Annotated in this window: 11 protein-coding genes; all 11 read right to left on the reverse strand. The window is 70.0% G+C overall.

What is annotated here, in order from left to right; all coding sequences use genetic code 11:
* Positions 1–3: 3 nt before the first annotated feature.
* Positions 4–852 (reverse strand): xanthine dehydrogenase family protein subunit M, encoded by an 849-nt coding sequence (locus ACFQUV_RS22365; protein ID WP_244601739.1) that lies wholly within the window; start codon positions 850–852, stop codon positions 4–6.
* Between the two features lie 5 nt (positions 853–857).
* Complete coding sequence (locus ACFQUV_RS22370; protein ID WP_129611234.1) at positions 858–1,640, reverse strand: ABC transporter permease; 783 nt, start codon at positions 1,638–1,640, stop codon at positions 858–860.
* Positions 1,637–2,419: an ABC transporter ATP-binding protein gene (locus ACFQUV_RS22375; RefSeq protein WP_129611233.1), complete on the reverse strand. Its 783-nt coding sequence runs from the start codon at positions 2,417–2,419 to the stop codon at positions 1,637–1,639. Before ACFQUV_RS22375 ends, ACFQUV_RS22370 begins: the two co-directional genes overlap by 4 nt.
* Before the next feature lie 159 nt (positions 2,420–2,578).
* The gene (locus ACFQUV_RS22380) at positions 2,579–3,700 is read right to left on the reverse strand and encodes an ABC transporter substrate-binding protein (RefSeq protein WP_129611232.1); all 1,122 of its coding nucleotides are present in this window, start codon (positions 3,698–3,700) and stop codon (positions 2,579–2,581) included.
* A gap of 77 nt (positions 3,701–3,777) precedes the next feature.
* Positions 3,778–4,761: an LLM class flavin-dependent oxidoreductase gene (locus ACFQUV_RS22385; RefSeq protein WP_129611231.1), complete on the reverse strand. Its 984-nt coding sequence runs from the start codon at positions 4,759–4,761 to the stop codon at positions 3,778–3,780.
* Positions 4,758–5,867, reverse strand: coding sequence for an NAD/NADP octopine/nopaline dehydrogenase family protein (locus tag ACFQUV_RS22390; protein WP_378395759.1), 1,110 nt, complete (start codon positions 5,865–5,867; stop codon positions 4,758–4,760). Before ACFQUV_RS22390 ends, ACFQUV_RS22385 begins: the two co-directional genes overlap by 4 nt.
* Complete coding sequence (locus ACFQUV_RS22395) at positions 5,867–7,036, reverse strand: mandelate racemase/muconate lactonizing enzyme family protein (protein ID WP_129611229.1); 1,170 nt, start codon at positions 7,034–7,036, stop codon at positions 5,867–5,869. The genes ACFQUV_RS22390 and ACFQUV_RS22395 overlap by 1 nt, the downstream gene beginning before the upstream one ends.
* 2 nt (positions 7,037–7,038) lie before the next feature.
* Entirely contained in the window at positions 7,039–8,226 is a 1,188-nt protein-coding gene (locus ACFQUV_RS22400) for a Xaa-Pro peptidase family protein (protein WP_165364163.1), read from the reverse strand.
* Between the two features lie 495 nt (positions 8,227–8,721).
* Positions 8,722–9,504, reverse strand: coding sequence for an enoyl-CoA hydratase-related protein (locus ACFQUV_RS22405; RefSeq protein WP_129611227.1), 783 nt, complete (start codon positions 9,502–9,504; stop codon positions 8,722–8,724).
* Positions 9,501–10,781, reverse strand: a complete 1,281-nt coding sequence (locus ACFQUV_RS22410) for a CaiB/BaiF CoA-transferase family protein (RefSeq protein ID WP_129611226.1) — start codon at positions 10,779–10,781, stop codon at positions 9,501–9,503. The genes ACFQUV_RS22405 and ACFQUV_RS22410 overlap by 4 nt, the downstream gene beginning before the upstream one ends.
* Before the next feature lie 12 nt (positions 10,782–10,793).
* On the reverse strand, positions 10,794–11,567 hold the full coding sequence (locus ACFQUV_RS22415; RefSeq protein WP_129611225.1) for an enoyl-CoA hydratase: 774 nt from the start codon (positions 11,565–11,567) through the stop codon (positions 10,794–10,796).
* Positions 11,568–11,586: the final 19 nt, after the last annotated feature.

Here is an 11,586-nt window from a genome sequence, read left to right on the forward strand (position 1 = left end):
TCCTCACCCGCGTCCAGTGCCGCACGCTGCGAGCGCGTCGGCGATCAGCAATCGTGCCGCCCGTGCCCGATAGGCGGCCTCCGCCCGAATGTCCGTGATGGGTGCCAGTTCCGGCAGTGGCGGGCCGTCGACGAGCTCGGCCGCCGCTTCGGCGAGCGGCCGGCCGATCAGCCACCGCTCGATCGAAGCGAGCCGCACGGCCCGCGCATTGCACGAGCCGACCGCGACCGCCGCGCTGGCCACGAGGCCGTCGTGCTCGGTCACCACCACGGCCGTCATGGCGATCGAGATGACCAGATAGCGGCGGGCGCCGAGCTTGCGGAAGGCGCTGCGGGCGCCGTCGCGCCGCGGCACCACGAGGGCGACCACGAGCTCGTCGGGCCGGCGCAGAGTGCGCCGGTTGCCGACCACGAAGTCGACGAGGGGCACCTCGCGCGATCCGTCCGGCCCGCGCAGCCGCACCCTGGCGTCGAGCGCCATCAGTGCCACCGTGCCGTCGGCCGCCGGCGAAGCATTGCAGACATTGCCGACAACGGTACCGCGATTCTGGATCTGGCGGCCGCCGACCTCGCGTCCGGCCTCTCGGAGCACGTCGAATTGCGGCGGCAGCGGCGTCTCGATCACCGTGGTCCAGGTGGCCAGCGGCGGGATGACGAAGCCGTCGGCATCCTCGACGACGGGGCCGGCGAAGCCCTCGATCCCGCCGAGATCGAGGAGCGGCACCGGCGCCGCCCCGGAGGCGAGCGCCGGGTACACGTCGGTGCCGCCCGCCAGTGGCTGCGGCCGCCGCTCGACCAGCAGCGACAGCGCCTCGTCGACGGTGCGTGGCCGGAAATACATCTCCGTCTGCATGGATGCTACTCCGACGCAATGGTGTTCGGCCCGGCCTTGTCCCAGAACACCAGGCGACGATGGAAGAATTGCACCAGCTTGGTGCCGACCAGGCCGATGAACACCAGGCTGAACAGGGCCGCGAACATCTGCGCCGTGTTGAAGTTGGCGAGCGACGACTGGATCAGCCAGCCGATGCCGCTGGACGAAGCGACGAACTCGGCGACGACCGCGCCGATCAGGCTGAGCACGATCGAGATCTGCAGGCCGGCGAAGATGTGGCCAGCCGCGGCGAACAGCTTGACCCGGTAGAAGATCAGCCAGCTCGGCGCCGAGAAGGCCCGCATCATGTTGAGCAAGGCCGGGTCGGCCTGGCGGATGCCGACGACGGTGTTGACGAACAGCGGGAAGAAGCACATCAGCGCCACCATCACCACCTTGGACAGCACGCCGTAGCCGAACCACACGACGATCAGCGGCGCCAATGCCACCTTGGGCATCGACTGCATGGCGACGATGTAGGGATAGAAGCACTTCTCGAAGAGACGCGACTCGGCGAGCAGCGTACCGATCACGATCGCCAGCACGCAGCCCAACACGTAGCCGGTGACGGTCGAGCGCAGGGTGAACAGGAAGTGCGGCCAGAACTCGCCGCCGAGATAGCCGACCTCCAGGCTGCGCAGAACCGCGAGCGGCTCCGGCAAAATGTAGTCCGGCACGTCGAAGACGACGATGGACAGCTTCCAGACCGCGACGAGCACCACGAAAGTGAGCAGCGGGTAGAGGACGGCGGTGAACTTGTCGGTCATCGGCCCTGCTCCATGCGCGACAGGAACATCGTCCGGATGTCGCCACACAGCGCGGCGTAGCGCGGCTCCGCCATGGTCTGCACGGCGCGCGGCCGTGGCAGGTCGATGACGATCTCCTGGACGATCCGCCCCGGCGTGCTGGCCATCACCAGCACCCGGTCGGACAGGAACACCGCCTCGGGAATGCTGTGGGTGATGAACAGCACGGTCTTCCGGCTCGACAGCCAGATGTCCTGGAGCTCCAGCCACATCCGCTCGCGCGTCATGGCGTCGAGAGCGCCGAACGGCTCGTCCATCAGCATCAGAGCCGGATCGTGAATCAGCGCCCGAGCAATGCTGACCCGCTGCTGCATGCCGCCCGACAGCTCGTCCGGGTAGTGTTCGGCGAAGGCGGCGAGGCCGACCAGGCCGAGCAAGTCGCGGCAGCGTTCCGCGTAGTCGCGCGGGCTGCGGCGCAACGCCTCGATCGGCACCATCACGTTGCCTGCGACGGTGCGCCAGGGCAGCAGGGTCGGCTTCTGGAACACGATCCCGACGTCGGGCCGCGGCCGCCGGACCGGCTCGCCCGACACCATCACGCGGCCACGGCTCGCCGGCAGCAGGCCGGCGACGACGCTGAGCAGTGTCGACTTCCCGCAACCCGAAGGGCCGAGGATGGAGACGAACTCGCCCGACCGCAGCGTCAGGTTGAGATCACCGACGGCGGTGTGCGGACCTCGGCTCGAATGGTAGACGACCGACAGATCCTGGACCTGTAGAATGGCGTCGGCGGTCGTCATGGCGGCATCTCGTGCGAGCATGGCGGCCCTTGTCTCCCTCGTGCGGTGGCCTGTGCGGCACGCGCGACGCGCCGTCGTCTCGATGAAACGGCTCGTCCGCGCGGTCGGCGCCGACGCCACGCCATCACTGATGGCGACGGCCTCGGCGACGGTCGCTCGTCACTTCAGCGTCTTGGCCTTGGCGCGGATCGCCTCGACGTCGAAGTCGTTGAACTTCGGCACGAAGGCGTCGGTGTACAGCTTGGAGACGTCGATCTCGGTGCCGCTCAGCTCGCCGCCGGCGTGGAGAATCTCGACGAAGTCCTTCCACACCGCCGGATCGTAGGCACCGAACCGGCGCGGCTGCCCCTCCGGAAAGGCCAGATAGCGCGCCATGCGGGAGGCGAGGACGTGCCGGCCCTTGGACAGCACCTCGGCCTCGCTGCCGCCGCTCGGCTTGAGGCTGGGATTGTGCTTGTAGAAGTTGCGGACGCAGAAATCCGGATTGGTCTCGCAGACGAGCACGCCCTTGGTGAAGGCGCGGCCGAATCCGGCGATCAGCTCCGGCTTCTCCTTCAGCGTGTCGAGATGGGCCACGAAGCCGTTGGAGAACAGGTTGCGGTACTTCGGCTCGATTGGCAGGTAGCGCAGCTTCGCCCCGGTGGTCTCGAACGCCGCGATGTTGGTGTCGAAGGTGTTGTAGCTGTCCACCTCCTTGGTGAGCGTGGCGCGGAACGCCGGCGCGCCGACGCCGATCGCCATGAACGAGTAGTCGTTCGGCCCGAGGCCGATGTCCTTGAGCATCGCCCGGGTGATCGGCACGTTGGCGTTGGCGAGAGCCCCGACTCCGATCACCTTGCCGCGCAGGTCGGCGAGCGTCTTCAGCGGACTGTCCTGGAGGACCAGAAACTCCCAGATCGAGCTGCGAGCCGCGTTGTAGAAGAACTTGACCGGCATCGGATCGCGGCCGGGCTGATGCGAGACGATCAGCGGATCGGGACCGGGAAAGCCGATCATCACCGACTTGTTGGCGACCTGGGGGAGCAGCACCGAGGCGCCCTGGAAGTTCAGAAAGCGAAGCTCGATCTTCTCCTGCTCGAAGTAGCCGAGCTCGACGGCGGCGAACACCGGACCGAAGGTGAGGCTGGTGGCGGTGGCCTGGCCGAGCGTCACCACCTCGGCGCGGGCGGCGACCGCCGTCGTGGACAGCGCCGCGCCCGACAGGACGACGGCCGAGATGGCCGCCAGTCCGGCGGCGGGGCGGAGCAGTCGTCGCCTGAGCAGCGTCGGAACCCTCGTCATGGTGTCCTCCTCCGGGACGTGTCCATTGTTCGATCTTGATCTTGCTTCGGTCACGGCGCGACGGGGTGCGAGCCCGATCAGAGCAGGGCCACCACATCCAGGCTGCGGTCGCGGTCCTCGGGCGTTCCGACCAGTGACAGCACCACCTCGTCGAGCCCGGCGTCCAGATACTCGCGCAGGCGCCGGCGGCAGGCGTCGCGGTCGCCCATCACGGCGAACACGTCCGCCGCCTCGTCGGGCACCAGGGCGAGCGCCGCGTCGCCGTCGCGCCGCGCGATCGCGGCCATGATGGCCTCCTGGTCGATCGGCAGGCCGCTGGCGCGGATGTTCTCCCGGATGTTCTCGTTGCGGAACAGGAAGGCGAGCTTGCGGCGCACCTTGAGCCGCTGATCGGCCGGATCGCCGCCGCCGATGAAGTACACGTAGGCTGTCTTGTGCAGCCGCTCGGCGGCGCGGCCGGCCTCGCCGGCACCAGCCGCCGCGGCGGCGAGCGAGCCCGCCACGAAGGCGGTGCTCAGTCCGGCCGACAGCACCAGCCCGTCCCCGATCGTGCCGGCGAGGCGCAGCATCTGCGGCCCCATCGGGGCGAGGAACACCGGCGGCGTCGGCTGCGGCGCGAAGGCGAGGCGAGCGCCGTCCAGCCTGAACGTGTGACCCTCGCGCGTCACCGGCTCGGCCCCGAGCAGGTCTCGCAATCCGGCGACATAGTCGCGCACCGCACGGAGCGGCTTGTCGATGGCGAGGCCGGACTCGCGCAGGAACAGCGGATTGCCGACGCCGACCGCGATCGCCAAGCGGTCCGGCAGGAATTCGGCCAGACTCGCCAGCGCCATCGCGGTCGGCGTCGGATGGCGCAGATAGGGGCTGACCGAGGTGGGGACCAGCCGGGCGCGGCCGGTGGCGGTGCCGAGCACCGCGGCGGTGACGAAGGACTCCCGGAAGCCGAGATGCTCGGCGATCCAGAACGAGGTCGCGCCACACGCCTCGGCCCGGCGCGCCGTGGCCACCATCTCGGCGATCGGCGCGAAGCAGTCGAAGCTGATCCCGAACGGAACGCTCATGAGAACCCCTGCTCGACCAGACGGCGGACGGCAGCGACATCGAGGCCGTCGAGGCCCAGCTTGGCGCGCGTCAGCCCGATGCTCCGGTAGGGCTTTCCGGTGGCGATGGAGGCGAGCTCGATCACCGCGTCGCTGACCGGCATGGCGACCCCGGCGAGCCGACCGAGCTCGGTGAGCGGCACCAGGCCGAACGGGATGTCCTCGTCGAAGAAGCGATGCTCGATGGTTGACGGCGCCTTGATCCAGCGGTTCGGCTCGCTGTTGTGGAACACGCTGTAGGCGGTGCCGCCGTCGCGGCCGCGCTCGTCCGTGTAGCCGATCTGGAAGAAGTAGTCGGCGAGCCGGTCGACCCGGCACCCGAAGGCGGCCGCCACCGCGCGCCGCTCCTCGTCGAGACCGTCGATGATGCGGCCGACCGATGGGGTGATGCCGTCGTAATAGTGGCAGTAGTCGCCGCCGGTCGATTCCACCCGGCCGATGTTGCACAGGAGCGCCGGTGGATGGTGGATCGCGTTGGTATAGGGAAACACCGTGTCGAGCAGCGTCGGCACCGGGGTCAGCGCCGGGAACAGCGGCCCCAACCGCTCGGCCAGCTCGTCGCGGCGGAAGGCCGGGAAGGCGGCGAACTTCAGCACGGCCGCCTTGCGCGACACCTTCACCCGGTCGGGCGCCACCTTGCGGCAGATGTAGGGGAGCGTCGCCGACTCGCAGGTCACCGGCCGGGCATGGCCGAGCGCACGCAGCGTGTGCGGCAACAGGGTCAGCGTATGGCCGGGTGCCGCGAACAGGATCTGGTCCGCCCGCAGATGCGGGCCGATCGCCCGCGCCATCGCCTCGTGCGCCTGGGTCGGCCCCATCATCACCACGGCATCGGCGCCGGTCATCGCCTCGGCCGGATCGGTGGTGATGGTCGACAGCGGCACGAAGCCGTCGCCGAAGATGCCCTCGTGCTCGACGCCGCCGCGCCGCTGTAACGGCCCGACGGTGCCGACACTGCGGCCGTAGAGCCGCACGTCGAAGCCGCGCCGGACCAGGTCGACCGCGGCCGCACAGCCGCCGTTTCCGGCACCGATCACGGCGACGGTCCTCACCACGCTCTCTGCCATCACGCGACCCTGTATTTCTGGAGCTTCGCTTCGTCGACCTCGATGCCGAGGCCCGGGCGATCCGGGATCGACAGGTGTCCGTCGGCGTAGTGGAACGGCTCGACCACGATGTCGTCGAGATACTTGCGGCCCGCACGCTTGGTACGCTGGGTCTCCGCCGTCGAGGTGATCGGGATCGTCCCGGGCAGTACGATCTCGGGCGCCGCCGCGGCGAGTTGCAGGTTGGCGGCGTTGCCGATGCCCATCTCGCCGGAGCCGTTGACGTCCGAGATCATTCGGTGGGCACCGGCGACGGTGAGCAGCCGCTTGGCTTTGTAGAGGCCGCCCGGCTTCGTATAGTAGGTCGAGATGTAGTGGGCGGCGCCGGCGGCCGCGATGCGGACGACGTCGCGATCGGTCCACACGCTCTCGTCCGCCATCACCGGCACCGGCGAGCGCATCGCGACCTCGGCCAGCTCGTCGATGCCGTCGACGAGCTGCTCCGCATAGGCGATGTCGTAGTCGCTCATGCGGCGGATCGCCGTCAGCGCCTCGGCCCAGGTCCGATAGCCCTGGTTGGCGTCGACCCGGAGGGCCGGGCCGTCGCCGACCGCCTGGCGCACCGCGCGCACCAAAGCGACGTCGCGCTCGACATCGATGCCGATCTTGAGCTTGAGAGTGCGGACGCCCTCCTCCACCACCTGCACGGCCTCGGCCACAGCCTCCTCGATCGGCATCAGGCCGATGCTGTGGGCGATCGCGACGCGGTCGCGGCAGCGGCCACCGAGGAGCTGGTAGATCGGCACCCCGAGCGAGCGACCGAGCGCGTCCAGCACCGCCACCTCGACGGCCGCCTTGGCGTAGGGATAGCCGCGCACCGCGCGCGCCATCGCGGCATGCAGCACCTCGATGTTGCGGACGTCGACCTCGGCGAGTCGCGGTAGGAGAAGGTCGTCGATCACGTGCCGGGTGGTCACCGGCGTCTCGCCGTAGCGGTTGCCGTCGTCGCCGCCCCAATTGGCCAAGGTCTGCGCCTCGCCCCAGCCGACCGTGCCGTCCGAGAGGGCGAGCTTGAGAACGACGTAACCTTGTCCGCTGGTGGCGGCGAGACCGGCCCACAGGTGCGGCCGCCGCAACGGGAGCGCCACCACGAAGGTCTCGACGCGCGCGATGGTGAGAGCGCCGGCCACGATCAGCCCACCTGGATCAGTTCGTCGTTCTTGCAGATGTCGCCGGTGATGAAGTCGAAGCCGTCGCGGGTGATGACGTACATGTCCTCCGCGTGAAACCCCATCTCGCCCGGGATCATGTAGAGCGGCTCCATCGTGAAGGTGATATTGGGCTCGAACACGATGTCGCGGGTGTCGGTGATGTAGGGCTCCTCGTGGATCGTCTGGCCGATGCCGTGACCGAGGAACTTGAGCGTCGGCTCGATGCCGCTCTCACGGCAGGAGGTGACGTAGGTCCGGTACAGATCGGCCACCGGCAGGCCCGGCCGGATCATGGTCTTGCAGATCTCGCGGGCGCGAACGAGGCTGGCGAAAATGTCGCGCTGACGGTCGGTCGGACGGCCGACCACCGCGGTGCGGGTGACGTTCGAGCGGTAGTTGTCGAGCTCGCCCAACACCTCGATGCGGATAATGTCGCCCGCCTCGATCTTCTTGTGCGTCGTTCCGCAGTTCGTCACGGAGCTGTTGACGCCGGAGCCGAACCGATACTTGAAGTTGGTCGAGCCGCCGGCGATGAGCTGATCGACGACGCGACGGGCAACGTCGATCTCGGTCATGCCGACCCGAACTTCCTTGAGGCTGTCGTGGATCACCCGCTCGGTCAGCAGGCCGATGCGGCGCAGGATGCCGACCTCCTCGTCGGTCTTGATCATGCGGGTGCGGAAGTAGATCTCCTTGCACTCCTCGAACACGGCCCGCGGCAGGCGCTCGCGCAGCCGCAGGAAGTCGCGCGCCGGCATGTAGTCGAGCTCGACGGCGATGCGGCCTTCGGCGACGCCGGCCTCGATCAGCGCGTCGGCCAGCACGTCGGCCGGATCGTCGGCGAACTGGTCGTAGCTGCGCACATCGGCGAATCGCGACCGCGCCACCGCCTGCTTCTCCTCGACGCTGACCACGATCTGGGACGCGAAGCTGTCGCCGGCGAGGATCGAGATGGTGCGGCGGAAGCGATTGGTCGCGTGACTCGGGACCAGGAAGCCCGCCGTGTAGGTGACGTTGTCCTGCGACAGCGCGACCAGCGCGTCGTACCCCGCCGCCTTGGTGGCGGCGCGTAGGCGCCGGAACACCTCGTGCTCGTCCTTGCCGTGGGTCGCGGGCGTCAGGGGTCGCGCGGTCGCCTTCTTGTGCTGCGCCGCCGCAATGCTTGACATGGGTCGATCCCTCGTTCGCTGGCGTCTCGGACGGGGCGTCGCACTGCCGTAGCGAGCCGCCGTGGTGATTCCATTGTGTCGAGACCGAACGACTTTTGATCGTTTTCTTGCTCGCGCTCGCGACCAATCGTGCGGCCGCGGCCGGGCCTCGCGACCAAACATGTCGCGTCGGCGAGTCAGGAGACCGGACGTGAGGGGCAAGGGCGCGCGCGAGCGCGGCGTCGGAGGTGACGTCCGGCGTGCCGCGGCGGCGATGCTGCGGCGCCGCGAGCCTTTCGAAGGTGTTCTGGCGTGTGAAACGAGCACGGCCGCGACGGGCCTGGGTTGGCCCGCGCGTCGGCACGGGCCGCGACAGGCGGGCGCCTGCTTCGGCAGCCGGATGCAGCCGCTCGACGGCGGCTCGGCGCCAAGCGGGAGGCGCGACGCGACGGAACGGCGGCCGCCCGCCTCGCCCGGCGGTCACGCGAGCCAGGCTGCGGGCCGGCAACCGGAGCCTCACTCGCCCCGGAACACCGGCGTCTCCTTGCGCAGGAACGCCTCGAACCCGATGCGGTAGTCACGCGAGTCGGCGAAGTCGTAGGACCGCGCCCGCTCGGCCGCCGTCACCGGGCTCCAGTCGCGCAGCAGGCGCAGGAGCTGCTCCTTGTTGCGGCGAGCCGCCAGCGGCGAGCCGGCGGCGATCCGCGTCGCCGTCGCCATCGCCTCGGCCTCCAGCGCCTCGGCCGCCACCACCCGCTGGACGAGGCCGACCCGCAGCGCCGCCTCGACGTCGTAGATGCGCCCTTCGAGCAGCAGCTCGGCCGCGACGTTGCGGCCATACAGCTTGAACAGCAGCTCCGCCTCGCCGAACGCCAGCGGAAAGCCCATGCGGGCGATCGGAATGCCGAAGCGGCCATCCGGCGCGGCGATGCGGATGTCGCAGGCGGCGGCGATCTCCAGCCCGCCACCCATGCAGGCGCCGCGGATCATCGCCACCGTCGGCACGCCGCATTCGAGCACGGCGGCCACGCAGGGGCCGACGCACTCCTCGTGGTAGCGGGTGATCTGCTCGCGGCTCGACCGCTCTTGCTCGAACTCGCTGATGTCGGCGCCCGCCACGAAGGTGTCGCCGGCCCCGCGCAGAACGACGCAGCGGCAGTCGGACGCCGCGTCGAGCGACACCATGGTGTCGCGCAGCGCCCGCCACAACTGCACCGTCAGCGCGTTGCGCCGCGCCGGGTTGGCGATCGTCACCACCGCGATGTCGCCCCGTCGGTCCAGATCGATCCGCGCCGTCACGGTCGCGCCGCCTCGCCGCCGAACACCACCCGCCCGTCCATGAGTGCCGCGATCGCATCGGGCGCGTAGCCGAACTCGGCCAAGACCTCGGCGGAGTGCTCACCGAGCCGCGGCGGCGGCCGGCGCACGCAGCGGCCTTCGAGGTCGGAGAGGCCGATCGGCGTCACCACCTGGCGCAGCGCCCCGATGGTCGGATGCTGCACGGTCTCGACCAGGCCCGTCTCGGTGACCTGCGGCTCGGACAGCGCATCGGCGACGTCGTTGATCGGCCCGGCCGGAATGCCGGCGGCGACCAGGCGGGCGGTCCACTCGGCCCGGGTGCGGGCGGCGAGCCGCTCGTCGATCGCGGCGTGCAGGGCGTCGCGATGATGCATGCGGCCGGCATTGTCGCGGAAGCGGGGATCGTCGGCCAGCGCCGGCACGCCGAGCACGCCGCACAGCGACACCCACATGTCCTGGGTGGCGGCGGCGATGTTGAGGTCACCGTCGGCGGCGCGGAACACGCCGTAGGGCGCGATGATCGGATGATGGTTGCCGGCCGGCCCGGCGACGTCGCCGAGGCTGAGCCAGCGCTGGCCCTGCATGCTGAGAAGGCCGATCAGCCCGGCGAACAGCGACGCCTCGACGCCCTGCCCGCGGCCGCTGCGCTGCCGCGTGATCCAGGCGGCGAGCACGCCGATCGCCGCCCACAGGCCGGCCGCGAGATCGCCGATCGCGACGCCGACCCGCGTCGGCCCACTCTCCGCCGTGCCGGTGAAGCTCATGAAGCCGGCATAGCCCTGGGCGATCTGGTCGAACCCGGGCTGAGCGCCGAGCGGGCCCCGGCTGCCGAAGCCGCTGATGCTGGCGACGATCAGCCCGGGCCGCTCGGCCCGCAGCCCGGCGGGATCGAGCCCCATGGCCGCCATGGTGCCGGGCTTGAAGTTCTCGACCACAACATCGGACGCGAGCGCGAGGTCGCGCAGCAGCCGCAGGCCGTCGGGTGAGCGGAAGTCGACGACGAGGCTGCGCTTGTTGCGGTTGGTGGAGAGATAATAGACGCTCTCGCCGTGATCGAACGGCCCCCACGCCCGGATCATGTCGCCGGCGGGCGCCGGCTCGACCTTCACCACGTCGGCGCCGAGATCGGCGAGGATCATGGCGCAGAACGGCCCCGACAGGGCGCGGCTGAGATCGAGCACCCGCATGCCGGCGAGCGGCAGGTCGCCGGCCTCGGGTGTCGGCGTCCCGTCGGCCTGCTCCTCGGTCGGCGATCGTTCGGTCGCGGCGTCGACCATCTCGTCCTCTCCTCAGCGGTGACAGAACACGGGCGGGCGCTTCTCGACGAAGGCGGTCATCCCTTCCTTGCGGTCCTCGGTCGCGAAGGTCGCGTGGAACACCCGCCGCTCGAAGCGGATGCCGACATCGAGGGGCGTGTCGAAGGCGCGATCGACCGCCTCCTTGATCAGCATCACGGCCGGGCGCGACAGCGACGCGATCTTCTCGGCGGTGCGCAGCGCCTCCGGCAGCAGCTCGGCGAGCGGCAGCACGCGGCTGACGAGGCCGGCGCGCTCCGCCTCGGCCGCGTCCATCTGGCGGCCGGTGAGGCACATCTCCATCGCCTTGGACTTGCCGACGAAGCGGGCCAGGCGCTGCGAGCCGCCCATGCCCGGCATGGTGCCGATGGCCACCTCGGGCTGGCCGAAGCGGGCGTTGTCGGCCGCCAGGATGAAGTCGCACATCATGGCGAGCTCGCAGCCGCCGCCGAGCGCGTAGCCGGCCACCGCGGCGATCATCGGCTTGCGGCAGGCCGCGACCCTGTCCCATAGCGCGAGATGATCGCCGAAATAGGCGTCGACGAAGCCCAGCTCGATCATTTCTTTGATGTCGGCGCCGGCCGCGAACGCCTTGTCGTTGCCGGTCAGCACCACGCAGCCGATGGTGTCATCCGCATCGATCTCGGCCGTCGCCGCCGCCATCTCGGTCATCGTCTGGTGCGACAGGGCGTTCAGCACCTTGGGGCGGTTCAGGGTGATCAGCGCGACACCGCCGCGCCTCTCCAACAGGATCATCTCGTAGGCCATGGACAGCTCCCAGGCGATG

The sequence above is a fragment of the Rhodoplanes sp. P11 genome, from assembly GCF_964266735.1.
GTDB classification, from domain to species: domain Bacteria; phylum Pseudomonadota; class Alphaproteobacteria; order Rhizobiales; family Xanthobacteraceae; genus Rhodoplanes; species Rhodoplanes serenus.

Bases quoted from the DNA above. Each gene is read 5' to 3' on its own strand.
- ACFQUV_RS22365 (WP_244601739.1), bottom strand. From the start codon at position 852: ATGCAGACGGAGATGTATTTCCGGCCACGCACCGTCGACGAGGCGCTG.
- ACFQUV_RS22370 (WP_129611234.1), bottom strand. From the start codon at position 1,640: ATGACCGACAAGTTCACCGCCGTCCTCTACCCGCTGCTCACTTTCGTG.
- ACFQUV_RS22375 (WP_129611233.1), bottom strand. From the start codon at position 2,419: ATGACGACCGCCGACGCCATTCTACAGGTCCAGGATCTGTCGGTCGTC.
- ACFQUV_RS22380 (WP_129611232.1), bottom strand. From the start codon at position 3,700: ATGACGAGGGTTCCGACGCTGCTCAGGCGACGACTGCTCCGCCCCGCC.
- ACFQUV_RS22385 (WP_129611231.1), bottom strand. From the start codon at position 4,761: ATGAGCGTTCCGTTCGGGATCAGCTTCGACTGCTTCGCGCCGATCGCC.
- ACFQUV_RS22390 (WP_378395759.1), bottom strand. From the start codon at position 5,867: ATGGCAGAGAGCGTGGTGAGGACCGTCGCCGTGATCGGTGCCGGAAAC.
- ACFQUV_RS22400 (WP_165364163.1), bottom strand. From the start codon at position 8,226: ATGTCAAGCATTGCGGCGGCGCAGCACAAGAAGGCGACCGCGCGACCC.
- ACFQUV_RS22410 (WP_129611226.1), bottom strand. From the start codon at position 10,781: ATGGTCGACGCCGCGACCGAACGATCGCCGACCGAGGAGCAGGCCGAC.
- ACFQUV_RS22415 (WP_129611225.1), bottom strand. From the start codon at position 11,567: ATGGCCTACGAGATGATCCTGTTGGAGAGGCGCGGCGGTGTCGCGCTG.